The following is a 22,289-nucleotide window of genomic DNA, read 5'->3' as shown; positions in this document are numbered from 1 at the left end:
GTACCAGTATGGCCACAGACGAGTAATCGTTTCCCTGGCGTGGCCGTAGCCTGAGCGGGTTACTGGGCCACAAGTGCATGTGCCGCCTGGAAACCGACCGTGGGTGTGGCCCTAAACGCGTTGACGGCCCTGTCTGCGATAACTTGGGCATCACTTCCGGAATCAAGGATCGTATTCCGGGCTGATTCGGAATCGACCATGACGGCCGTAACGGCGAGGCCGTCCGATGCCTCGGTTGTCAACAGAGCGTCCACCTGAGCCGAGAAGCAGGAGTCACTCGACTTGGAGTGAACGTCCATCGCCACCACGTGGTTGTTGGAGACGAAGTTGCCGGCCCCCGCCATCAGCCGGACGATGACGGGCGTCGCACCTGCCGGCCGGATGCTCTGTGAGTCGATGATCTCAGAGAAATGGTTGCCGACGACGGAGTTGTTGCTGCCGCTTACACAGAGAAGTCCGTGGAGGTCGTCCAGTCCGTTGTCGACTCCCAGGAAGGGCGTCCAGGGCTCATGGTCACGCAGGAAGTGATTCGTGGCCACGAGGTTCTCCGAACTATTCGCTGCGAGAATCAGCATCCCGGGGTAGAACGAATGCAAACGGTTGTTGGTGACGCTTGAACGCGTGACGCCCTCGAGATGGACGCTGCTCGCACCACGGGGGAAGACGTTGTTCGCGGTTATCAGGAGCCCGCCATGGTTTTCGGCGTAGATCGAATGACCCTTAAAGCCGGCTCCGACAAGGTTGTCGGTGATCTTTGATGCCTGTCCCCATCCGCGCAGCTCGATGCAGCTTCCGCATTCAGCGATGAAGTTGTCGTGAACGGAAAGCGCGTCCGCGTTGTAGATAGTGAGAGCGTTCTCAAGGTAGACGAACCCCATGCCGGTTACGCGGAATGAGTCATTGGCGTTCGCGACATAGATACCGGTCTTGCCGTTGACGTAGGTGTTCTCCGGATGCATCCCCGAGCCATCCGAGTTGAAGTGCAACCCGTCGATGCAGAAGTTGGAGAACTCGACCGAACTGATTCGCGGGCTCCCGCTTCGCTCAACGTGGAAGGCGGCTCCCTTGGATTCCTCCCCGTCTCCGCCGAGGGGAATGTCGACGATGATGCGACTCCCTCCGGGCCACAGCTCATGCAAGTCGGGCCATTCGTCTTCGGGAACGTTGAACCGGATGCTCGACGACGTAAAGCCGTGTCCCGAGCCATGGATCCTGAGGAAGCTGACGTCGATCAGCACCTGCGTACGGAGGTGGTAGTCCCCGGGCGGAATGTAGATCACCGCGCCTGGCTTTCCTCCATTGTTCGCATCGGTGACCGTCTGCCGGTCCTTGATGTCAGCGATGATGCTGTTGATTACTTCACCGACGTCCTCGGACGGATTGCCGACGGGCCACGTAGTCACGTCGTAGCAGTTGTTGCTTGACACAGGTTCTTCCCTTTGTGTTGTGGTGTCTCAGCCCTTGACGGCGCCGAGCGTCATGCCTGCGACGATCTTGCGCTGCAAGAGAAGCGTGAGAAGGATGACGGGGATGGAGTAGACGGCGGCGAGTGCCGTCATGGATCCCCAGTCCAGGCCGAACTGGGTCTGGAAGTTCGCGATCACCACGGGGGTGGTCTGGGACCGGACGGCGGTCATCAGGAGGGCGAAGAGGAACTCGTTCCAGGAGGCGAGGAAGGCGAAGATCGCGGTGACCGCGATGCCGCCGGACACCACCGGGATGACCACCCGCCACAGGGCTCCGAGCCTGCTGCAGCCGTCCACGGTGGCCGCTTCCTCCAGGTCCTGCGGTACGGCTTCGAAGAAGCTGGACATCAGCCAGATGGAAAGCGGCAGCGAGATGGTGGTGTGGGCGATGGACAGGGCGATGGGCGTGTCAGCTAGTCCTGCTGCCGACATCATCGATGCGAGCGGGATGCCGATGGCCACCGGCGGGACCATCCGTGTGACGAGGGCCGCCATGATGAAAACGCGGCCGCTGGGTGTCTTGTAGCGGGTGATGCCGTACGCGGCGGGAACCGCCAGCACGAGGGACAGGACCGTGCTGATGATGGCCGTCTGCGCGCTGTTGATGAAGGAGGCCAGCACGCCACTGCGTCCCAAGGCGTTGGTGTAGTTCTCCAGCGTCCATTCCCTGGGCAGGATGGTGGGCGGGACGGCGATGGTGTCGATCGGCGTCTTGAAAGAGGTGAACAGCAGGTAGAGGAACGGGAAGCCGTAGAGGATCATGGCCGCCGCGAGGAGGATCCAGAGCAGCGTCCTGGTGCTGCGCTTCCCCGCTTCAAGGCCCTCGGCGTGGTGACGACGGCGGCGCGCGCCGTTGCCTGCTGAAACCTTGGTGGGGAGCGCGGGAGGGGCTGTTGTGGTTGGCATGGTGGTCTCCATTGCGGCTGGACCTTGAAGGCGGGGGTCTGCGAGGCTCATCAGTTGTCCTTTCCTGGCCGCCAGATGGTGGAGACGGCGAAGAAGGCGACGGCGAGCATGGCGAGCAGGTAGATGGTGCCCATGGCGCTTGCCAGGCCGGGATCACCGAAGCGGATCATGGTGCGGTAAATCAGCAGGCTCATCGTTTCGGAAGCGGACTGGGGGCCGCCGTTGGTCTGGATGAGGATAGTGTCGAAGGCACGTGCTGCATCGATGCCGCGGACCACCAGCGCGACGGCGATGACAGGCCGCAGCAGGGGAAGGATGATCCGGAACAGCATGGCGGGCGCACGGGCCCCGTCCAGGCGGGCCGCTTCGATCAGGTCACCGGGGATGTTCTGCAAGCCGGCAAAGAGCACCAGGCACATAAACGACGTGGTGAGCCAGATGTCCGGAATGGCCACCGAGAACAGCACGATGTTGGGGTCGGACAACCAGCCGATCTGGTTGGGGTTGGCCAGCAGCCCGGCCTGGTGCATAAGTGTCCCGATCAGGCCGAAGTTGTCGATCATGAGGAACTTCCACAGCAGGCCCGCCACAATCGGCGCAATCATGAGCGGGTACAGGAACACGGTCCGCCAGATCTGGGAGTTGCGGCCCAGCATCGTGAAGAGCAGTGCCATGCCCAGCCCGAGGGCGAATTCGAGGGTGACCACCACCAGCGTGTAGGCGAGGGTCCGCCAGCCGGCGCCCATAAACGCCTCGGAAGCGAAGGCCCGGAAGTAGTTGTCCAGGCCCACGAAGTCGCGGGGTCCGCCGGCGATGGGCGAGATTTTGAAGAAGCTGTCAGCCACCAGGCGGAACAGCGGGTAGGCCACGAAGATGGCGAGGAACAAAGCCGCCGGAGCCATCAGAAACACTGCGAAGCGGCGATCGGAGATGCGCACGGTTTTCTCTTCTGTTTGTTGGGGCCGCGGCCGGCACCGGTTGGGCAGGTGCCGGCCGCGGAGTCTTACTTGAGGAGGTCCTGGATCTGCTTCTTGGCGTCAGCCAGGAGGGCGGTGGAGTCCCCGCCGGCCACGGCTTTCTGCAGGAGCGGCACCAGGACGGTGTCGACGATCTGCTGCCACTTTTCGGTTGCCGGCCGGGTGGCCGTGGCCTTGCCGTTGAGTGTTGTGATCAACGGGCCGAAGCTCTCATACCCGGCCTTGTCCTGGTACTTCTCGAAGGCCGAGATGCGCGAGGCGAGGCCCAGGCTGGACTCGATGCCCAGGCTGTTGTAGTCGTAGGCGCACTTGACGAACTTCTTGGCGTTGTCCGTGTTCTTGGTGGCCTTGGGGACGGAGAGGTACCAGGGACCGGGAACACCGGCCACGCCGGCGCTGCCGCCGATCATCGGAGCCGCGCCCACCTTGCCGGCGACCGGTGCATCCTTGGGGATCTGGCGGTAGGCGTGGGCCCAGAAGCGGGTCATGGCGGTCTTGCCCTGGTTGAACAGGTTCTGCGCAGCGGCCCAGTCCACCTGCGCGGCACCCGGAGGCGCATAGCTGGTCAGGCTGGTGTAGAAGTCCAGTGCTTCCTTGTGGGCCGCGTTGTCGATGACCACCTTGTTGTTTTCGTCCAGGACCATCGGGGAGCCGGCCTGAAGGACGTGGGCCAGCCATTCGGTCTCGACGCCGCCCTTGACGTCGGTTCCGTACATGCCGTCCTTGGTGAAGAACTCGGAGATGTCCTTGTACTGCTGCCAGGTGGTGGGAGCCGCGAGGTCGTAGCCGTACTTGGCCTTGAAGCCATCCTTGTTCGCGGCGTCTTCAAAGAGATCCGTGCGGTAGAGGATGATTTCGGCGTTGGTCCAGGCGGGCATGCCGATGAAGTGGCCGTCCACGTTGGCTTCCTTGACGAGGGCCGGGAAAATGTCCTTCTTGGCCTCGTCGGTGAAGAGTTCGTCGATGGGCTGGACGGCGTCCTTGAAGCTGGGCAGCCACACGGAGTCCAGTGCAGCGACGTCGAAGGAGACGTTGCCGGAGGAGAACTCGCTGGAGAGCCGGTTGAACATGCCGTCATAGGGCAGTTCGACGAAGTTGACGTCGATTCCCGCGTCCTTCTTGCACTGCTCGGCCACGCCTGTCAGCTCGGCGTGGCCGCCGGCCTCCACCAGGACGTTGACGGTGCTGGCGGCGCTACCCGAGTTCGTCGGGCCCCCAGCGCCGCACCCGGTGGCCGCAAGTGCGACGGCGGTGCAGAGGCCGCCGATGGTGGCGAACCTGTTGATTGTCTTTCGAGTGGACATCGCTGTCGACTCACTTTCTCTCGAACGGAATGGCGAGACGGTCTGTGGGGTGAAAAATCGTTTTGCCAAAACGACTTGGCAACAATGTATGCCCCTTTTGAGGCGAGTGTCAAGAGTCACATTCGTTTCCGAAAAATCGTTTTTGCAGACACGGCTGATCTGGCGGATTTTGGCACCCCAGGACCGTCGCAGACCACGGCAGCTTAAATGCCCGCGGCGGCCTCCGAAGAGGCCGCCGCCGGCAATGCCGTGCGTGAGTCTTTACTCGTAAACATGCGGGGCGAGGGTGCCCACGAAGTCCAGGTTGCGGTACTTTTCGGCGTAATCCAGGCCGTAGCCCACTACGAACTCGTTGGGGATGTCGTAGCCGACGTACTTGACGTCGATCTCCACCTTGGCGGCTGTGGGCTTGCGGAAGGCGGTGCAGATCTCCACGGAAGCGGTACCGCGGGATTCCAGGTTGGTCTTCAGCCAGGACAGGGTCAGGCCAGAGTCAATGATGTCTTCGACGATCAGGACGTCCTTGCCCATCAGGTCCGTGTCCAGGTCCTTGAGGATCCGGACAACACCCGAGGACTGGGTGCCGGAGCCGTAGGAGGACACTGCCATCCAGTCCATCGAAACGTGGCTGTGGAGCGCGCGGGCGAGGTCGGCCATAACCATCACAGCGCCCTTGAGTACACCGACCAGAAGGATTTCGCGGCCTTCGTAGTCCTTGTCGATCTGCGCAGCGAGCTCAGCGATCCGCTGTTGGATCTGTTCCTTGGTGTAGAGAACGTGCTTGAGGTCTGCCTGGACGTCGATTGAATCCACCAATGGCTCCTGTGTAGATGCGGGGTGCGACTATTCTTGGGGCGGTTTTTGAGGCCGGAATACTAGCTTCCCACAGCGGGCCGCTTCACGGGGAACGGGGGCGCCGCCGCCGGGACCGTCGGGCCGCGATTCCGCAGCGTCCCGCTGGGCCAGCTCGGCGAGGGGCAGCCGGTACACGCTCACCCCGCCAGGCAGCTCCACGGGACCGGCAGAACCCTGCCGGCGCAGCAGCGCTTCCGCTGCCAGAAGGCGCTGGTAGCTGGGCTGTTGGCCCCCGACGTCGGCCGCTGCCTTGGCGATGACCCGGAACCTGATGGCCGGGGAAAGTTCCCCCAGAGCCTCCTCCGGGAGGCTGACCTCCGGTCCGGACCGCTCGGCCAAGGCTGCAAATGTGCGATCTGCCACGTCCTCCAGATAGTCGGCGTCCAGCTGCAGGATGGACGCTGTCCGGGCCAGGGATTCAGCCACGCCGGGCCCGAGTTTTTCCTCGAGCATCGGCAGTACTTCCACCCGGGTCCGGGAGCGGGCAAACGACGGGTCCGCATTGCTGGGATCGTGCCAGGGCTCGAGATCCTCAACGTCGCAGATCTCCAGGGTGTCCGCGCGGCGCAGGCCGAGGAAGGGCCGGAGCAACAGGCCGCGGGCAGGCCGCATTCCAGCAAGCGAGCGCGTTCCGGAGCCGCGGGCAAGACCCAGCAGGACCTGTTCGGCCTGGTCGTCCAGGGTGTGGCCGAGCAGGATGGCCGCGGCTCCGTGCTCCTGGGCCGCCGCCTCCAACGCTGCATGGCGGGCATCCCGGGCGGCGGCCTCCGGGCCCATCCCGGTGCTGGCGACGGTGACGGTCCGGAGGTCCACCGGGGAAAGACCCAGTTCCTTCAGTGTCTGGACTGTTGCCGCAGCCACCTGGGCCGAGCCCTCCTGCAGCTGGTGGTCGACCACGACGGCGCCGACCGTCAGTGGGTGCCCGTCAACGTGGCCGCGGCGGGCGAAATAGGCCGCCACCGCAGCGAGGGCCATCGAATCCGGGCCACCGCTGCAGGCCACCAGCACATGGGCCGGATAGCCGGCGTCCGCCAGGGCGTTCTGGACCATTTTGCGCGCCTTGCCGACGACGGGCGCGAGCCGGCCAGGCCGTCGTCGTCCGCTTGAAGCCGTGCCGGCTTCCGGCACTTTTGGGGCGTGCGACACCTACAAGCCCATCCGGTCGACCCACAGCTTGGCGTCGTGGATTTCAGGCTCGGTCGGGAGGTTGTCCGCGGATTCCCACACCCGGTTAAAGCCCTCCATCCCTGCGACGTCCACTACAGCGCGGACAAACTTGGCGCCGTCGGAATACTGGCGCATCTTGGCGTCCAGGCCCAGGAGGCTGCGGATGAATTTCTCCATCACGCCGCGGTCCTTGCCGCGGTCGGTGAAGCGCTGCCTGATGGTCCTGACGGAAGGGACGATGCTGGCGTCGACGGCGTCCATCACAACGTTGGCGTGGCCCTCCAGCAGGCTCATCACGGCCGTCAGGTGGGACAGTGACGCCTTTTCCTCGGGGTTCTGCAGCAGGTCCAGGATGGCGCCGCGTCCGGGAGTATTGCCGGTGGCGGTCCGGTCCTTGAGGGAACGTGCGGCGGCGGAGGCACGCTCCATCAGCGAATCAACGTTGCCCAGCAGATGCCCGCTGAGGTTGTCGATCTCGGAAAGCATGTGGTGGCGGAGCCAGGGCGCAGCCGCGAACTGCACCCGGTGAGTCTGTTCGTGCAGGCAGACCCAGAGCCTGAAATCGTCCGGTGCGACGTTGAGCTCGCGCTCCACAGCCACGATGTTGGGCGCCACAAGCAGCAGGCGGCCGGCGGCGGGCGCTTTGGAACCCTCGGCCAACGCGGCGAATGGATCGTACTGGCCCAGGACCTTGCTGGACAGGAACGCCAGGACAGCGCCGAGCTGGCTGCCCGTGATGGCGCCGCTGACGCTTGCCGCCGCCGGACTGACGTTGCCGCGGCGGCTTTCGAGCATTTTGTCCATGGCGGGTTTGAGCATCACGGCGAAGCTCTGTGTGTTTGCCTTGGCCCAGCTGGCCCGGTCCACCACCAGGACAGAGGAGTCTCGGAGGTCCCGTGCGGCTTCGAGGCCCGTGATTTCGTGGACATGCGGGACGGAGGCGTCCGCTAGGCGGCGCAGGCTGTCCACGGCTTCGCCGATTTCCGCCGAGTTGAGGGTTGGCCCCGCCGAGGCCAGCCGGGCCGCCGTGGACGCGGCCAGGTCCCAGTTGATCAGGGCCTGGGCCGGGCTGGACGATGCCGGGGCTGACGAATCACGCGCAGTGGACTCCATAGTCCCCATCACATCACAGCGGACGGCGGATGGTCCTTAAGTTCGCTGACCGGCGAACGGCTCGGGGCATCCGGTGACCTGCGCCTGTGGTTCGTTCCAGAAATCGGCCGGTTGCGCTGTCCTTCACTCGCGTCACGGAGTCTTGGTGGCATCTTCGGCAGGAGCCGTCTTAGCGTAAACGTCCTTACTGACCTCATATCCGTGCTGGTCGAGCTCAAGTGCTTGCTTATTGACGTCGGCCAGTTGGGCGTCGGAGAGCTGTTCGATTTTTTCGAGGTCCAGGGTTTCCTGTTTCACGCCACCCTCGGCTGTCACCCTTACCAGCCCAGTGCCGGCTGAATAGAACTTACGCTGGTGGCCTACATCCGGTTCCAGCGGATTGTGCTCATCAATCACCAGCACGCCTTCGTAGCAGTCGGTGGGGACGCACAGCGCTACGTTGTCCTCATAGGCACGCGCGCAATCGAGGAAACCCACTGAAGCCGCGTGAGCCTGCACATACTCCGGCGTGCCGGTCCGTGGCTGCGCTTGCATTGCAATTCCGGCTTGGCTCCCCGAAATCCCGTGGATGAAAGTATTGGGCGCCCCAACAAATTTGTCGTTTTCGAACTCCTCGGGATACTCACCAAAGAGCCAAACCGCTCCAGCGTTATCCTGGGCAAAGAAGGCCAGCTCCGATTCAACCAGAGCCCCGTCCTGGTAATCGCGGTCCCACATCACCAGGGTTTTCACACCGTCAATGACCTTGGTCAGGCCGGTTACGGTGTGTGTAACCGTCCGCTCGGTGGTGTCATCTTCAGCGGCGACCGTGCCGGTGGTGGTGTACACGGTGCCTGGCTTTAGCGGAAACCACTTGTTATCGATCGTCGGAGAGCCTGGGAAGGCGGTCTTGTCGAAGTTGACCGCAGACCCTGGCCCGCACAGCTCTGGCGCCTGCGACGTCGCTGTCGCTGTCGGTGACCCTGACGGCGATGCCGGCCCCGAAGTGCCGGTGGAGTTGGGCTGCGCCTGCCCGGCATCCGGCGCCGCGCACGACGCCACAGTCGACATCGTCAGGAGCAGCGTGAAAGCGGAACTGAGGGCTAATAGTCGCCTACTTGGCTGGAACATGATTGTGGCCTTCACTCTCGGAATTAATTGCTTTCAGCAACTGCCACGGGCGCCCCGTTTCGGAGCCCACCGAGGGGCAGCGCTGTCGAAACCGCGCCGGATCTGAGGCGATCCGAAGACGCCCTCTAAGGGGCGCGGCGAGCCGCCGAACGCGCGGCCTCAAGCACAAGGTCATGCCTTCCGCGTCCTGGCGGGAGTGGGTCGGGGCGGCATCACGGAATTTGAACGGAAATGGACACCAGCCTCCCCCTTCATGCCGTTTCGACGGCGGATGTTCTTTGCGTAGCCGAACACACGGAGCCCGCGTGTGGTTGAGCCTAGGGCTGGCCTCCGTCAAGTGTCACGAGTAGCCGGTACTTGTTTTTCCGCCCGCCGCGCCGCAAGTACTAGCTCCCACAAAGAGCAGGCCCGCATAACAGCGGTCCGGACCCGCACGAACGGTGGGGGCCCGGCACCACTATTGCGGCGCAGGGCAGCGGTTACGGTAGGAACCCGGTTGCGGTAGGAGCAGGTCAGCGGCAGCCGCAGGCGGCGAGCGCCGTGGCGGCTCGGTCCAGGGCTTCCCGGTTCCCGGCGGCGCCAGGCTTCAGGTCGTTGCCGATGAAGGAGAAGACCAGGAGCCGGCCGTCGGCGTCCACCACGTAGCCGCTGAGGGCGATGACCGAATTCAGGGTCCCGGTCTTGGCCCGCACCAGGCCGGCGCCGCGGGCCGTGGAGCCATTGACATAGCGGGTGTCCAGTGTTCCGGTCAGCCCCGCGACCGGAAATCCATCCAGCGCGGCCCGCAAACGGGTGTCGGTCCCGCTGGTGATGGCACGCACCACTTCCGCGAACTGGCGGGCAGAGACCTGGTTGCCCAGCGCCAGCCCGGACACGTCCGCGAGCCGCATGGTGTCCGTAGGGATGCCCAAATCCGCGAGCTGTGCGCGGACTGCTCCGGTGGCGCCGTCGTTGCTGGCGGGCTCCCCCGCAGCCACCGAGGCCATCCGGCCCAGGACCTCCGCCAGGTAGTTGTCCGAGGTCTGCAGCATGAGGTCCACCTGCTGGCCGACCGTGGCGGACTGGACCGCGGCAAGGACCGCCGGCTCTTCTGCCCGGGGCGCATCGCCCGAGGGTGCGGTGTAACGTTCGACGCCGGCCGCTACCGTGAGTCCCGCAGCGGCACCCGCCGTCTTGAGCTGCGCGGCAAACGCCTCGGCGGCGGTGATTGCTGAGTCCTGCGGGCGGGGGCCGGTGGTCACGGCCGGGTCAAAGCGCGCCGAGTTCAGCGCAAGCGGGTAAAGCGGGGCAACCTCGCCCGCGGCAACGTCCCCGTCTGCCCAGGCGGGGTTCAGCGTTGGGCCGGTGAACAGCGAGTCGTCCACCAGGACCGTCAGCTCGCCGGTTGTTCCTGCCGTTTGGAGCGCGTTCACGGTGGCGGTGGCGAGGGTGGCGATTCCGGCGTGGCCCGTCACCTGGTTGGGCGCGGATTCCCCGGCACCCAGGAGGACGTCGCCCCCGCCGGTGAGCACCACCTGGTTGGCAGCGGGCCCGGCCAGGACCTTGGTGTTGAAACGGTGGTCCGGCCCGATTGCGCGGAGGGCAGCCACGGCAGTGAGCAGCTTCATATTGGAGGCGGGGATCCGGCTCTCCGAACCGCCGCGGTCAAACAGGACCTGGCCAGTGAGCGCATCCTGGACCAGCCCCGTGAAGCTGCCGTCGCCGTCGGGTTTTAACAATCCGTCCAATTGAGCGGCGACCGCGGAGGGCAGCGGCACGGGCGCCGACTCCGTGAGCGGAGAAAGGCCCATTCTGGCGGAAAGCGCGGTGGGGGCCTGGTGCCAGGCGGGCACTTCGGGTGTCGCCGCAGGAGGGGGGCTGACGAAAGCAGGGGCAACCAGCCATGCGGCGGGGAGGGCCAGCATAACGATCACGGCCAGGAGCAGCGCGGTGGGCCAAGCACGCAGTCCGCGCTGGACCGTGCCCCTGAACGCAGCCCTTATCCCTGCGGGACGCGATGTTTCCTTCATGCTGGTGCTGGTCCTCAAGTCCTGAAATTTCCCCGCAAGTTCCTGAAACCTGGGCCTCTCGCTATATCCTCAATAGTAGTCGGCGGCACGGACACCCTTTTTGTTGTTCGTCTCCTGTGCCGCGAACCCCCTGCAATTGCCGAGGAGCATTCCATGAAGCATGACGTGACCATCGAGATCCCCAAGGGATCACGAGTCAAGTACGAAGTTGACCACGAGACCGGCCGCGTCCGCCTGGACCGCGTCCTCTTCACCTCCATGCAGTACCCCACGCACTACGGTTTCTTCGAGAACACCCTGGGCGAAGACGGCGACCCGCTGGACGCACTGGTGCTCCTGCAGGACTTCGATCTGCACCCCGGCGTCATCGTTGAGTCCCGCCCTATCGGCGTTTTCAACATGACCGACGACGGCGGCGGCGACGCCAAGGTCCTGTGCGTCCCGGTTGACGCCCGCTTTGACCACATCCAGGAAATCAGCGATGTCAGCGAATTCCTGATCAAGGAAATCGAGCACTTCTTCACCCGTTACAAGGACCTGGAGCCGGGCAAGTGGGTCAAGGCTGAGGGCTGGGGCGACCGCGCCGCCGCCGAGGCCGAGCTGGAAGCCTCCATCAAGCGTTACGTGCCGGCAGCGCACTAGTCCGCGCGGTCTCAGCAACGCGGGGTCACTTCCCGCCCATTCCATCTCCGGAATTGGGCAGGAAGTGACCTCGCGTTGTGGTTTAAGGTGGAGGGTGAGTTCCGAGCCTTCGAATCCCCCGTATTTTGAACCGCCGTATTTTGCGCCGCCGTGCGGGCCCATCACAGGGTGGCGGGACGGTGAGGTGGTTCGCGCCACCGGCATTCCCTATGCAACTGCAGGCCGCTTTCAACCTCCGGTTGCGGCGTCCGACTGGACCGCCAGCTATGCCGCCACCACCCTCTCGCCCGCCTGCCCGCAGGGCCCCGTTCCGTTCCTGGACGACGTCCTGGGCACCCGGTATGGCGAGCTCCCCGGAAGTGAGGACTGCCAGCGCCTGTCGATCACCGTTCCGGCCGGGCTTGCCAACGGCGAGCAGGTCCCGGTCATGGTGTGGCTGCATGGCGGCTCCTACACGTCGGGCTCCGGTGACCTGGCGATCTTTGACGCCAAGTCCCTGGTGTCCGAGAACCGGGTCATTGTGGTGTCCGTTACATACCGGCTGGGCCTGTTCGGGTATCTGGCCACCGGCACCGGCCGGCCCGCGAACCTCGGCCTGCTGGACCAGCTGGAAGCGTTCCGGTGGGTGCAGCGCAACATCGCGGCCTTCGGTGGGGATCCGGGGCGGGTCACAGCGTTCGGGCAGTCCGCAGGCGGCGACTCCGTAGCCCACCTCATGGCCACTCCGGAGGCGCCGTCCCTGTTCCAGCGGGCCATCATCCAGAGTGCACCGCTGGGGATCACCCGCGGCCGGCACAAGATGAGCCGCGCCATGGGCATCGCCGCCGAAGCCGTCACGGAGGACACCCCGATGTTGGACGTGGTGGACATCGAAGACCACGTGTCTCAGGTGGCCCGGAAGTTTGGCCTGATGGCGGCCATGCCGTTCGGCACCCAGTACGGGCACGCCCCGCTGCCGCCGGAATCACGCGTTGAGGCCGCCTGGAACGCCACGGCCCCGGGCATCGAAGTGCTGATCGGGCACACCTCCGGCGAGGCCCGCCTGTTCCTTCCCCGAAGTCCGGTGGTCAGCCGGCTGGGCAAGGTCCCGGTCCTCGGCGCGGCCGCCGTGCGGGCCATTAACTGGGCGGTGACGGAGGCTGTCTACGGCCGGGCAGCCCGGAAGTTTGCCCGCCGCCACGCCCGCGCGGGAGGCAAGGCCTACAGCTACCTGCTGTCCTGGGGCGCACCGGGAAACTTCTACCGCGCCGCACACACTGTTGATTTGCCGCTGCTCTTCGGAAACCAGCAGACCTGGGCCGCGGCAGGGCTCCTCAAGGGCGCAACCTGGGATGAAATCGACGCCGTGGGCCGCGAGATGCGCCGTCTGTGGGCTGACTTTGCCCGCGGCGACGGATTGGGTGAGACGGGCGGGATTCCCGGCGCGCTGCAGTACCGTGCGGCTCGATGAGGACACTGGGCGTCGATCTGGCAGCGGCGACCAAAAAGACGGCCGTCGCCGTCTTGGAATGGGGTGCTGGCATTGCGCGCCTGGAGCACCTCGCCCTCGACGTGCATGACAGGGAAATTGTGGAACTGTTCGGCGCCAGTTCGATGACCGCGATCGACTGCCCAGTTGGCTGGCCGGACGCCTTCTTGCCGTTCCTGACAGGACACCTGAATTTTGACGCGCATCCAGTCCTGGACCACGACGGCATCGAGGGACGCCGACTGCTGGCCTACCGGGAAACTGACCGCTTCGTCACGGGGCACACCGGGCTGATTCCGCTAAGCGTCTCCGCCGACCGGCTCGCCCACCCGGCCATGCGGTGTGCTGTGATACAGGCCAAGATCGCCGCTGAGTACGGGCCGCAGGCCAGGGACGGGTCCGGCCGCTTAGCCGAGGTCTACCCTGCAGCGTCCCTCAAAGTCTGGGGTCTCCAGGCCCGTGGCTACAAAGGCCGGGGCACTCCTGAGTCCGAGCGTCTTGGTGTGCTTCTGGAGCAGCTGGTCGCGGCGGCGCCGTGGCTGGACCTTGCCGGCAACGAGGACCGGCTGGCTGCCTCTGACGACCTTATTGATGCGGTGATCGCCTCTTTGACCGCCCGCGCCGTGGCGGCGACCCAGACTCTCCGCCCACCGGACCTTTATGCTGCCGCAGCTCTAACCGAAGGCTGGATCCACGTTCCGTCCGGCCAGCTGGCCGATCTCTTGGCCTAGCTGCCTTCCTTTTGGGCCTTCAGCGTCCAGTTCCGGATCTCCTCCGCGTCCTCGCCGTGCGTGCGGGTGTGTCCGCGGGCCTGGATCCGCCGGTCCTGAAGGTCCTGCCGCAGCAGCGAGTGCTTTTCGGCCAGGCCGGGTACGCGGTCAATGGCGTCGATGGCCAGCTGGAAGCGGTCGATCCCGTTGAGCATGGCCATGTCGAACGGCGTGGTGGTGGTCCCTTCCTCCTTGTAGCCGCGGACGTGCAGGCCGTCCTGGTTGGTCCGGCGGTAGGCCAGCCGGTGGATCAGCGAGGGATAGCCGTGGTAGGCGAAGATGATCGGTTTGTCCGGGGTAAAGATGCCGTCAAAGTCCGACGCCGGAAGGCCGTGCGGGTGCTCACTCACGTCCTGGAGCCGCATCAGGTCAACCACGTTGACCACGCGGACCTTCAGCCCCGGGACGCCCCGCTTCAGCAGTTCGGCCGCGGCCACTGTTTCCACAGTAGGCACATCCCCGGCACAGGCCAGAACAACGTCCGGGTCCTCCCCTGGCACCTCCGAACCCGCGAATTCCCAGATGCCCAGGCCGCGGCGGCAGTGGTTCGCTGCGTCGGCCGGGCCCAGCCAGGGGGGCGACGGCTGCTTGCCGCTGACCACAATGTTCACGTAATCGGTGGATGCCAGGCAGTGCTCCATGACCGAGAGCAGCGTGTTCACGTCCGGCGGCAGGTACACCCGGATGACCTCGGCTTTCTTGTTCACCGCGTGATCGATGAAGCCGGGATCCTGATGCGAAAAACCGTTGTGGTCCTGCTGCCACACATGGGACGAGAGCAGGTAGTTCAGCGACGCCACGGGCTGGCGCCACGGGAGCTTGCGGTGGACCTTGAGCCACTTGGCGTGCTGGTTGAACATGGAATCCACAATGTGGATGAAGGCCTCGTAACAGCTGAACACCCCGTGCCGGCCGGACAGGAGGTACCCTTCCAGCCAGCCCTGGCACAGGTGCTCGCTGAGCACCTCCAGAACCCGGCCCGAACGCGCAAGGTGCTCGTCGACGTCGTCAATCCGGTACTGCCAGACCTTGTCCGTCACTTCGTAGACGGCCTGAAGCCGGTTGGATGCTGTCTCATCCGGCCCGAAGAGGCGGAAGTTCTCCATGTTCAGAGAGATAACGTCCCGCATCCACGAGCCCAGGGTGATCATGGGGCTGACCCGTTCGGTTCCCGGCGCCGCGACGTCGACGGCGTGGGCTGCGTAGGCGGGCAGCTTCAGCGGTGTGCGAAGGAGTCCGCCGTTGGCGTGCGGGGTGGCGCTCATCCGGAGGTTTCCGGTGGGCGCATTCGTGGCTACGTCGGGCCTGAGCCTGCCCTCGGCGTCGAACAGCTCCTCCGGACGGTAGGAGTTCAGCCACTCCTCCAGCTGTTTCAGGTGTGCGCCGTTGGTGCGGACTTCCGCCAGCGGGACCTGGTGGCTCCGCCAGGTGCCCTCCACCTGGAGTCCGTCCACTATCCGCGGTCCCGTCCAGCCCTTGGGCGAGCGCAGCACAATCATGGGCCAGTGCGGCGAAGCGCCGCTTCCTGCGGCACCGGCCGCAGTGCCGCCGTCGTCCGCTGTCCCGCCCGCCCCGCCCCGGCGGGAGTCCTGGATGGCGCGGATCCCGGTCAGGCAGGTGTCGACGGCGGCCGCGAAGTCCCGGTGCGCCTGCTCCGTGTCGTTCGGGTCCTCGACGGTCACGAAATACGGTTCGTGGCCGTAACCGCGCAGCAGCTGCTCCAGCTGTTCCTGCGGCATGCGCGCCAGGATAGTGGGGTTGGCGATCTTGTAGCCGTTCAGGTGCAGGATGGGCAGAACGGCACCATCCGCGGCCGGATCCAGGAAGTTGTGCGAGTGCCAGCTCGCCGCGAGCGGCCCCGTTTCGGCCTCGCCGTCGCCGATCACGACGGCGGTGATCAGCTGGGGATTGTCGAACACGGACCCGTAGGCGTGGGCCAGCGCGTACCCGAGTTCACCGCCTTCGCTGATGGAACCCGGGGTTTCCGGCGCCGCGTGGCTGGGAATGCCGCCAGGGTAGGAAAACTGGCGGAAGAGTTCGGCCATTCCTGCCTCGTCGGGGCCCACCTGGCCGTAGATTTCCGAGTACGTGCCCTCAAGCCAGGCGTTCGCCACAACAGCAGGACCGCCATGGCCCGGGCCGGCAACGAAGAGCATCTCCTGTTGGTCCCGGCGGATCACACGGTTGAGGTGTGCGTACACAAAGTTCAGCCCGGGAGTGGTGCCCCAGTGGCCCAGGAGCCTGGATTTGGTGTGGTCCGCAGCAAGGGGTTCCCGCAGCAGCGGATTTGAGCGCAGGTAGATCTGCCCCACGGAAAGGTAGTTCGCGGCCCGCCACCAACGGTCCACGAGGTCCAGTGTTTCCTGCCCCAAACTGTCCTGCCCCATGCTGCCGGCCATGACCATCCTCACGTAGCTGCGCGCCGCCGTCGGCAGCCGAGCCTCCATCGCAACACCTATCGGTACGCTGCACAACCCTGCCCCTGAGGGACTCCTCGCAGACTTGCCTTGGGCCAACTACTAACCGGTAGTCTGTGTTTCACATGTTCACGTTGACCATCAACCAGACCGACAGCCGGCGCGACGGCGACCGCGTCCCTCAGCTGCTGAAGGACCTGCGGCACATACCCGCGCGCCTGGATTTCGACCGGTCGGTGGAGGATGAAGTCCAGGGCATTGTGGACTGCCCGCATCAGGCCGTGGAGGCTGCCCTGATCGCCCTGCGCTGCGGCTCCTGGTACGTGGGGCTCGGCGTCGGGCCGGTCAACGAGCCGCTTCCCAACCAGATCAAGGATGCCTCCGGCCACGGCCTGATCTATGCCCGGCGCGCGGTGGACCGGCTCCGGAACAGCAAGGAACGCATCCCGATTGCCGTGGAAGGACCGCTGGCGGACATCGCCTACGAAGCTGAGTCCGTGCTGCGGCTTTTGGGCCATATTGTGCGGGACAGATCCGGGGCAGAATGGCGCGTCCTGGACCTCATGACCCCCGGCGTCCGCGGACAGCAAAAAGCGGTGGCCCAGGAACTCGGCATCACCACGCAGGCCGTCAGCAAGGCAGTGGCCCGGTCCCAATGGAACGAGGAACACGCTGCCCGTCCCGCCGCCGCACGGCTGCTGGCGCTCATCCTCGAGGTGCGCTGAACGCAGCGAGTTTACGGCGCCGCTACTGCATGGCGCAGATGATCGCCCCCATCGCCGTGAACGTCACGATGTTGTAGCTGGCATTGATGGCGAACAGCATGAGGCTGCGGCGTTCAAAGAGGTAGTTGACGCCCAAGGCAGCCGCAACCCAGGCCGCGCCCGCAGCCAGCCCGGCCAAGGCACCGAATCCGGCACCGCCGTCGCCGATAAACGCCGCGAGCACAACGGCCATCACCGCTGCGAGCAGGACCGATCCCACAAAAACCCGCACGGTCCCGTGCTTCAGCTGCTCATCCGTAACACCGGCCTCGCGCTGCCATGCCTTCGCGAAGAGCACAGAGTACCAGAGCCCTCCCACGATGAAGCTCGCCAAGGCGGCCAGCAGTACTCCGCCTTTCAAGGGGGGATAGCCCGATGCTAGCGGCGGAAATCCGTATGGTCTTGTAGAAAAGCCGCACCGCGAGGCGGGCAGGCTGGGCACCCGCTCAGCGGACCGCCGTCGGGGTTTCCAAGGGAACGAAGGTGGCGTAATCGGGGCCGTGTTGGCGGATGAGGCGGAGGTATTCCGACGGCATGAATCCGCTGAAGCGCCGGAAGGTGCGGATCAGGTGGGGCTGGTCGTAGTAATCGGCCAGGGCCAGGAGCTCGCCGCCGCTTGCACTGCCGGCGGGCAGCTGGGCTGCGGCGTTGACAAAGCGGTAGAAACGGCAGACGTCGGCGTAGCTTTTGGGCGTGATCCCGCAGTCGCGCATCATGATGCGCTGCAGCGTGGACGGGCTGATGCCCAGGCGGCGGCTCAGCTCGGCCACCGGGATGTCCTCGTCTGCCAGCAGTGCCACTGCCGCCTGCGTGCGCTCGTCCACGCGCGTGCGGTGGCGCACGCCGCCATGGACCCGGGACGTGAGGAAGGCATCAAGCGCCTCGAAGGCGGCGGCCGGATCGGCGTCTGCCAGTCGGTCACGCAGGGCCGAAAATCCGGGCAGGAAGCGGTCCGTGTCCTGCACGGTGCCCTGCAGTTGCGACGGCGGCACGTCAGTCAACGCGGCGATGCCGTAAGGCTCCAGCACAGCCCCGATATTGAACAGTTGCGGCGGGTTTTCGCTGATGAGGTAGCTGCGCTGGACGCCGGAATAGAAGCCGACGGCGACCTCTGTGGCGCCCCGTTCGGTGGTGCCCGGTACCGTCGCGCCCCGTTCAGGCCCCCAGGCCCCGGCCCCGGCAAACGGGTCGATCAGGCGGTATGTCGAGGACAGGTTGAGAATCAGGTGTGCGGATGGCCCGGAAGGATTTTTTCGTACTTCGCAGCCAGAGCTCCGCGCACAAACCAGAAGCGGCTGACGTACGGCTGCAGCCGGGCCGGGGCAGGACACTCCTCGTAGAGCACACCAGCAATGTACGACCGGCGGGAGTCCAGATGCGGGAAGGCGCCTGAGCGCCCACGCGCGGCCGTGCGCCGAGGAACACCTATGAAGAGGGGACGCCCGGTGGGATTCATTCCGGCAGGGCGTCGCTGTGGATGGGGCTCAGGGCCGCTCGCCTAGGACAGCCGTGGCATCAAGGCCCGACTGTTCCGCCAGGAGGTGCAGGTCCCTGAGGGTCTGTTCCGGAAGCACCAGCCCGCCTTCAGCCCTGTGGCGGACGTCGTTCCGGTCCTCGATTTCGCCTGGATAGTAGATTTTGGTCGCGTCCTGGGCCAGCGGTGTTGCTTTGACGTCTTCGATCAGTTCCGTGACCCTGGCCTGGAAGTCCGCCTGGGAGCCGAGCGTTGCCACGTCGATTGCGATGAACATATGTCCGCAGCCGCTGGGCTTGTCCGCCATGTAGGGGCCGTTTACTCCCTTCCCTACCTGGCTGCCGGTCAAAGCGCCGGAAAGGATGTCCATCATGAAGGAGATGGCGTAGCCCTTGTGGCCGGCCATCGGCAGGACCACGCCGTCGATGGCGGCAGCGGCGTCGGTGGTCCGCGCGCCATCCGGAGTCAGCGCCCACGAATCAGGGATAGCTTCGCCGCGCTGGCGCGCCAGATAGATTTTGCCGCGGGCCACAGCAGTGTTGGCAATGTCGACGGCGACCGCAGAGTCGCCGTAAGGGGCGGCGATAGACCATGGATTGGTGCCGATCAGTTTCTCCCGGCCGCCCCACGGCGCCATGGCCGGGGAGGCGTTGGTAGTGAGGATGGCCACGCAGCCATCGGCGGCAGCGCGGCGCGTGTAGTACATCGCCGTCCCAAAATGGTTGGAATTGCGAACGCCCACGGCCCCGACGCCGTGCGCTTTGGCGCGGGCAACGGCCTCAACGCGGGCCCGTTCGGTGATGACCTGGCCTATGCCGTCCTTGCCGTCCAAAAGCAGGAGTGCGCCGGTATCCACCAGCGTCTCGGGTTCGGTCACCGCGCTCATGGCACCTTTTCGGATGCGCTCGACGTACCACGGCAATCGGAGTACGCCGTGGGACTGGTGCCCCCAGAGGTCGGACTGGACCAGGCTGTCCGCCACAAGATCAGCGTCGTCCTGCGGAACACCATGCGCGAGGAGGATTTCGGCGGCGAGGCCGGCAATGTGTTGCGGGACCAAATGGTCCCGGCTGACCTTCGGTTGCGTGACCGGCATCGGTTGTGTCCTTTCATGGAGCAGGCGGCACCGTCTTTGGCGACACACCATACTGTACATCTATATGTATACAATAACATGAACAGCAGTCCGAGAGAAGGAGAAAATGATGTTCAGCCTTTGGGTATCCCTTGAAGTCACCCCTGAAGGACGCGAGGAATTTCTCAAGGCCATTACAGAGAATGCCCGCGCGTCAGTTCGCGACGAGGCAGGCTGCTTCCGGTTCGACGTCATCGAACTGGGAGATTACGAGTCCAACCGTTTCGCGTTCTACGAGATCTATCGGGACAAGGACGCGTTTGAGAAAGAGCACAAGCAGGCTCCCCACTACTTCACCTACCGCGACATCGCTGCCCGCGTGGTGGTTCCGGGCAGCCAGGTCAACGTGGGCGGCGAATTGCGCAGTTCGTTCAGCTGGTCCGAATAGGCACTAGGAAACCAGGTCAACATCCCCGCCCCGGGCGTCGCGCCCCGGGGACAGCAGGGCCCTGAAGATCGCTTCATCAACGTGCACCAGGTGGAGCCGCAGTGCCTCCGCGGCGGCTGCCGCATCGCCGTCAATAATAGCCCGGCACATGCCCCGGTGCTCCTCGATGGCATCCATCAGCCGGTCCCGGTCCGCATGTGCAATACGCCGCAGCCGCGCCGTGTGGGGGCGGAGCTCGCGGATCGCTCGCGACAGATGCTCGTTGGGAGTGCAGTCATTCAAGACCGCGTCGAACTCCTCTGCCAGCACGCGGTACTCGTCAATGAAGTCGTTGGCTTGGGGCTCGTTGGCCAGCGCGGCAAACCTGGCCTCGATCCCACCGAACGTTTGGGCGATTTCTGGATTGGCCGAGGCCTCCTCGACGACCATCCGGATCGCCGCGGGCTCCAGCACCCTGCGGTAGTCAAACAACTCCCGGACGCTTCGCAGCGATATTCGCGCAACCGTTGCGCCCACACGGGGAGCTATGTTCACCAGCCCCTCGGCAGCCAGCCGGCGGAGCGCCTCGCGCACCGGGGTCCGAGAAGCGCCCGTGTGGTCCACCAGCATGAATTCGGTCAGGGCCTGACCGGGCTGGAAGTCGCCGTTTTCGATCTCCGACTTGAGTCGAAGGTAAACGGACTCTGTTTTGCCCAGCGGCTTCGCGCCATCGTGTTCCACCATGCGTCCCAGTATATGTCCCGGACTGCGTACGGTCTTGTGCACAGCATTGTATACATGTAATCTTTGTGTGTGCCCAGTCACTACCGCCCTCCGCGGGTCCCACTTTGTAATTAGTAAGGAGCAATGATGCTCGTAGCACTCGGCTTTCTGATGATCGCCTTATTCATGTATCTAGTCATGGCCAAGAAGGCCACGCCCATTGCCACCCTGATCCTCGTTCCGCTTGCCTTCGGCCTGTTCGCAGGTGCCGGACTCGGTATCGGGGACATGGTGATGGAGTCTATTGGCAAGCTCGCCCCCACGGCGGCGCTCCTGTTTTTCGCCATCATCTTCTTCGGAACCATGATCGACGTTGGCCTCTTCGATCCCCTGATCCGGGCGATCCTCAGGTTCGCCGGCAACGACCCCATGAAATTGGTGATCGGAACTGCCCTGCTGACGTCCATCGTTTCGCTCGACGGGGACGGCTCCACGACGTTCATCATCGTCACCTCGGCGTTCCTGCCGCTGTATCTGCGCCTGGGTATGAGCCCCGTGGTCCTGACGGTCGTCGCTGCACTCTCAAATGGCGTCCTCAATACGGTTCCATGGGGCGGATCCACCTCCCGCGCGGCTGCTGCCCTCAACGTCTCCCCCATCGACATCTTTGTTCCGATGATTCCGTCCATCGCTGCAGGGATCGCCGCCGTCCTCGTTCTCGCCTACATCCTGGGCCGCAGCGAGCGGAAGCGCCTCGGAGAGGTCTTCCTGGACGACGGCCGCGGCGTCCTGGGCCTGCGCAACGTCGAACGCGAGAGCGTCCTGGTGAAAGCGGGCGGGTCAACGTCCGACGCCGGAACAACGTCTCGCGGGTCCGGCACCGGAGGTGCCGTCCACGACCACGCCCACGAGGGCTCCTCGGTCATCATCGCCAACGACTTCTCCGCCTCCTTCACCGAGGACGGCAGGTTCATCGAGAGGCCTAACGCCCGGCCCCGGCTCATCTGGGTGAACTTCATCCTGACCATGGCAGTCATGGTCGTCCTGGTGATTGACGTCGTCGCCCCGGCGCTGATCTTCATGGTGGCCGTAGGCATCGCGCTGGTTCTCAACTTCCCCCGCATCACCGAACAGTCAGCCCAGATCAAGGCACACGCCTCCAGCGTCATCTCGGTGGTCGGCATGGTCTTCGCCGCTTCGGTCCTGACCGGGGTTATGAACGGCACCGGCATGGTCAAAGCCATGGCCGGCTGGCTGGTCCAGATCATCCCTGATTCCATGGGCCCGTTCATGGCCATCATCGCCGGCATCCTCAGCATCCCACTCACGTTCATCATGACCAACGACGCCTTCTACTTCGGCGTCCTGCCCATCCTTTCCGAAACGGCAGCACACTTCGGCGTCGAGCCGGTCGAGATGGCACGCGCGTCCCTCGTGGGGCAAGCCCTCCACCAGTCCAGTCCCCTCGTGGCCTCCTTCCTGCTGTTGATCGGCTTGGCCAACGTCAACCTGGGCGACCACTTCAAGAAGGTCATCTGGCGGGGGCTTATCGTCGCCTTGATCATGCTGCTCGTCGGCGGGCTCCTCGCCGCATACCCCCTGTTCTAGAACCCAAAGAGAAG

General features: G+C 64.9%; 20 protein-coding genes. 6 read left to right on the top strand and 14 right to left on the bottom strand.

Annotation, left to right across the window (positions count from 1 at the left end; genetic code table 11):
• Window positions 1-59: 59 nt before the first annotated feature.
• The 9 genes from NIBR502772_RS03735 to dacB form a co-directional block, all read right to left on the bottom strand.
• Window positions 60-1,427, bottom strand: coding sequence for a right-handed parallel beta-helix repeat-containing protein (locus NIBR502772_RS03735; protein ID WP_141139132.1), 1,368 nt, complete (start codon window positions 1,425-1,427; stop codon window positions 60-62).
• Window positions 1,428-1,454: 27 nt separating this feature from the next.
• The gene (locus tag NIBR502772_RS03730) at window positions 1,455-2,372 is read right to left on the bottom strand and encodes a carbohydrate ABC transporter permease (RefSeq protein WP_246848686.1); all 918 of its coding nucleotides are present in this window, start codon (window positions 2,370-2,372) and stop codon (window positions 1,455-1,457) included.
• A 50-nt stretch (window positions 2,373-2,422) separates the two neighbouring features.
• Entirely contained in the window at window positions 2,423-3,310 is an 888-nt protein-coding gene (locus tag NIBR502772_RS03725) for a carbohydrate ABC transporter permease (RefSeq protein ID WP_141139131.1), read from the bottom strand.
• Window positions 3,311-3,375: 65 nt separating this feature from the next.
• Window positions 3,376-4,653 carry an ABC transporter substrate-binding protein gene (locus NIBR502772_RS03720; RefSeq protein ID WP_141139130.1) on the bottom strand — a complete coding sequence of 426 codons (1,278 nt, stop codon included), beginning with the start codon at window positions 4,651-4,653 and terminating at the stop codon, window positions 3,376-3,378.
• Window positions 4,654-4,914: 261 nt separating this feature from the next.
• Window positions 4,915-5,466 (bottom strand): hypoxanthine phosphoribosyltransferase, encoded by a 552-nt coding sequence (gene hpt / locus NIBR502772_RS03715; protein WP_141139129.1) that lies wholly within the window; start codon window positions 5,464-5,466, stop codon window positions 4,915-4,917.
• Window positions 5,467-5,496: 30 nt separating this feature from the next.
• Window positions 5,497-6,558: a tRNA lysidine(34) synthetase TilS gene (gene tilS, locus NIBR502772_RS03710; protein WP_141139128.1), complete on the bottom strand. Its 1,062-nt coding sequence runs from the start codon at window positions 6,556-6,558 to the stop codon at window positions 5,497-5,499.
• A gap of 96 nt (window positions 6,559-6,654) precedes the next feature.
• Window positions 6,655-7,788 carry a zinc-dependent metalloprotease gene (locus tag NIBR502772_RS03705; protein WP_056347689.1) on the bottom strand — a complete coding sequence of 378 codons (1,134 nt, stop codon included), beginning with the start codon at window positions 7,786-7,788 and terminating at the stop codon, window positions 6,655-6,657.
• Between the two features lie 132 nt (window positions 7,789-7,920).
• Window positions 7,921-8,616 (bottom strand): hypothetical protein, encoded by a 696-nt coding sequence (locus tag NIBR502772_RS03700; RefSeq protein WP_246848685.1) that lies wholly within the window; start codon window positions 8,614-8,616, stop codon window positions 7,921-7,923.
• A gap of 794 nt (window positions 8,617-9,410) precedes the next feature.
• Window positions 9,411-10,907, bottom strand: coding sequence for a D-alanyl-D-alanine carboxypeptidase/D-alanyl-D-alanine-endopeptidase (dacB, locus tag NIBR502772_RS03695; protein ID WP_141139127.1), 1,497 nt, complete (start codon window positions 10,905-10,907; stop codon window positions 9,411-9,413).
• Window positions 10,908-11,060: 153 nt separating this feature from the next.
• Here dacB and NIBR502772_RS03690 point away from each other — a divergent pair, with 153 nt between their 5' ends.
• The 3 genes from NIBR502772_RS03690 (at window position 11,061) to NIBR502772_RS03680 (ending at window position 13,748) form a co-directional block, all read left to right on the top strand.
• Window positions 11,061-11,549, top strand: coding sequence for an inorganic diphosphatase (locus NIBR502772_RS03690; RefSeq protein ID WP_056347687.1), 489 nt, complete (start codon window positions 11,061-11,063; stop codon window positions 11,547-11,549).
• A gap of 94 nt (window positions 11,550-11,643) precedes the next feature.
• Window positions 11,644-12,999, top strand: a complete 1,356-nt coding sequence (locus NIBR502772_RS03685) for a carboxylesterase family protein (protein WP_246848684.1) — start codon at window positions 11,644-11,646, stop codon at window positions 12,997-12,999.
• Complete coding sequence (locus NIBR502772_RS03680) at window positions 12,996-13,748, top strand: DUF429 domain-containing protein (RefSeq protein WP_141139126.1); 753 nt, start codon at window positions 12,996-12,998, stop codon at window positions 13,746-13,748. The genes NIBR502772_RS03685 and NIBR502772_RS03680 overlap by 4 nt, the downstream gene beginning before the upstream one ends.
• Here the strand turns inward: NIBR502772_RS03680 and NIBR502772_RS03675 are convergent.
• The gene (locus tag NIBR502772_RS03675; protein ID WP_141141919.1) at window positions 13,745-16,186 is read right to left on the bottom strand and encodes a phosphoketolase; all 2,442 of its coding nucleotides are present in this window, start codon (window positions 16,184-16,186) and stop codon (window positions 13,745-13,747) included. The two genes, NIBR502772_RS03680 and NIBR502772_RS03675, sit on opposite strands and share 4 nt — an antisense overlap.
• 143 nt (window positions 16,187-16,329) lie before the next feature.
• On the opposite strand from NIBR502772_RS03675, the gene NIBR502772_RS03670 reads away from it, so the two are divergent.
• Entirely contained in the window at window positions 16,330-16,929 is a 600-nt protein-coding gene (locus NIBR502772_RS03670; RefSeq protein ID WP_141139125.1) for a hypothetical protein, read from the top strand.
• A 22-nt stretch (window positions 16,930-16,951) separates the two neighbouring features.
• On the opposite strand, the gene NIBR502772_RS03665 is transcribed toward NIBR502772_RS03670, so the two are convergent.
• The 3 genes from NIBR502772_RS03665 to NIBR502772_RS03655 form a co-directional block, all read right to left on the bottom strand.
• The gene (locus tag NIBR502772_RS03665; RefSeq protein ID WP_141139124.1) at window positions 16,952-17,329 is read right to left on the bottom strand and encodes a DUF1761 domain-containing protein; all 378 of its coding nucleotides are present in this window, start codon (window positions 17,327-17,329) and stop codon (window positions 16,952-16,954) included.
• Window positions 17,330-17,414: 85 nt separating this feature from the next.
• On the bottom strand, window positions 17,415-18,299 hold the full coding sequence (locus NIBR502772_RS03660; RefSeq protein WP_246848683.1) for an AraC family transcriptional regulator: 885 nt from the start codon (window positions 18,297-18,299) through the stop codon (window positions 17,415-17,417).
• 153 nt (window positions 18,300-18,452) lie between these two features.
• Window positions 18,453-19,538: an Ldh family oxidoreductase gene (locus tag NIBR502772_RS03655; RefSeq protein WP_141139123.1), complete on the bottom strand. Its 1,086-nt coding sequence runs from the start codon at window positions 19,536-19,538 to the stop codon at window positions 18,453-18,455.
• A 106-nt stretch (window positions 19,539-19,644) separates the two neighbouring features.
• Here NIBR502772_RS03655 and NIBR502772_RS03650 point away from each other — a divergent pair, with 106 nt between their 5' ends.
• On the top strand, window positions 19,645-19,965 hold the full coding sequence (locus NIBR502772_RS03650) for a putative quinol monooxygenase (RefSeq protein ID WP_210412385.1): 321 nt from the start codon (window positions 19,645-19,647) through the stop codon (window positions 19,963-19,965).
• A 3-nt stretch (window positions 19,966-19,968) separates the two neighbouring features.
• On the opposite strand, the gene NIBR502772_RS03645 is transcribed toward NIBR502772_RS03650, so the two are convergent.
• Complete coding sequence (locus tag NIBR502772_RS03645) at window positions 19,969-20,688, bottom strand: GntR family transcriptional regulator (RefSeq protein ID WP_141139122.1); 720 nt, start codon at window positions 20,686-20,688, stop codon at window positions 19,969-19,971.
• A gap of 123 nt (window positions 20,689-20,811) precedes the next feature.
• On the opposite strand from NIBR502772_RS03645, the gene NIBR502772_RS03640 reads away from it, so the two are divergent.
• On the top strand, window positions 20,812-22,275 hold the full coding sequence (locus tag NIBR502772_RS03640; RefSeq protein ID WP_371706762.1) for a CitMHS family transporter: 1,464 nt from the start codon (window positions 20,812-20,814) through the stop codon (window positions 22,273-22,275).
• The last annotated feature ends 14 nt before the right edge of the window (window positions 22,276-22,289 follow it).

Origin of the sequence: Pseudarthrobacter sp. NIBRBAC000502772, from assembly GCF_006517235.1 — a bacterium.
Lineage (GTDB): Bacteria > Actinomycetota > Actinomycetes > Actinomycetales > Micrococcaceae > Arthrobacter.
The sequence above is the reverse complement of the archived record's forward strand: the minus strand, read 5'-3'. Positions and strand labels throughout refer to the sequence as shown.

Bases quoted from the DNA above. Each gene is read 5' to 3' on its own strand.
- NIBR502772_RS03730 (WP_246848686.1), bottom strand. From the start codon at position 2,372: ATGCCAACCACAACAGCCCCTCCCGCGCTCCCCACCAAGGTTTCAGCA.
- dacB (WP_141139127.1), bottom strand. From the start codon at position 10,907: ATGAAGGAAACATCGCGTCCCGCAGGGATAAGGGCTGCGTTCAGGGGC.
- NIBR502772_RS03675 (WP_141141919.1), bottom strand. From the start codon at position 16,186: ATGGCCGGCAGCATGGGGCAGGACAGTTTGGGGCAGGAAACACTGGAC.
- NIBR502772_RS03655 (WP_141139123.1), bottom strand. From the start codon at position 19,538: ATGCCGGTCACGCAACCGAAGGTCAGCCGGGACCATTTGGTCCCGCAA.
- NIBR502772_RS03645 (WP_141139122.1), bottom strand. From the start codon at position 20,688: ATGGTGGAACACGATGGCGCGAAGCCGCTGGGCAAAACAGAGTCCGTT.
- NIBR502772_RS03640 (WP_371706762.1), top strand. From the start codon at position 20,812: ATGATGCTCGTAGCACTCGGCTTTCTGATGATCGCCTTATTCATGTAT.
- NIBR502772_RS03720 (WP_141139130.1), bottom strand. From the start codon at position 4,653: ATGTCCACTCGAAAGACAATCAACAGGTTCGCCACCATCGGCGGCCTC.
- tilS (WP_141139128.1), bottom strand. From the start codon at position 6,558: ATGGTCCAGAACGCCCTGGCGGACGCCGGCTATCCGGCCCATGTGCTG.
- NIBR502772_RS03690 (WP_056347687.1), top strand. From the start codon at position 11,061: ATGAAGCATGACGTGACCATCGAGATCCCCAAGGGATCACGAGTCAAG.
- NIBR502772_RS03705 (WP_056347689.1), bottom strand. From the start codon at position 7,788: ATGGAGTCCACTGCGCGTGATTCGTCAGCCCCGGCATCGTCCAGCCCG.
- NIBR502772_RS03650 (WP_210412385.1), top strand. From the start codon at position 19,645: ATGATGTTCAGCCTTTGGGTATCCCTTGAAGTCACCCCTGAAGGACGC.
- NIBR502772_RS03680 (WP_141139126.1), top strand. From the start codon at position 12,996: ATGAGGACACTGGGCGTCGATCTGGCAGCGGCGACCAAAAAGACGGCC.
- NIBR502772_RS03670 (WP_141139125.1), top strand. From the start codon at position 16,330: ATGTTCACGTTGACCATCAACCAGACCGACAGCCGGCGCGACGGCGAC.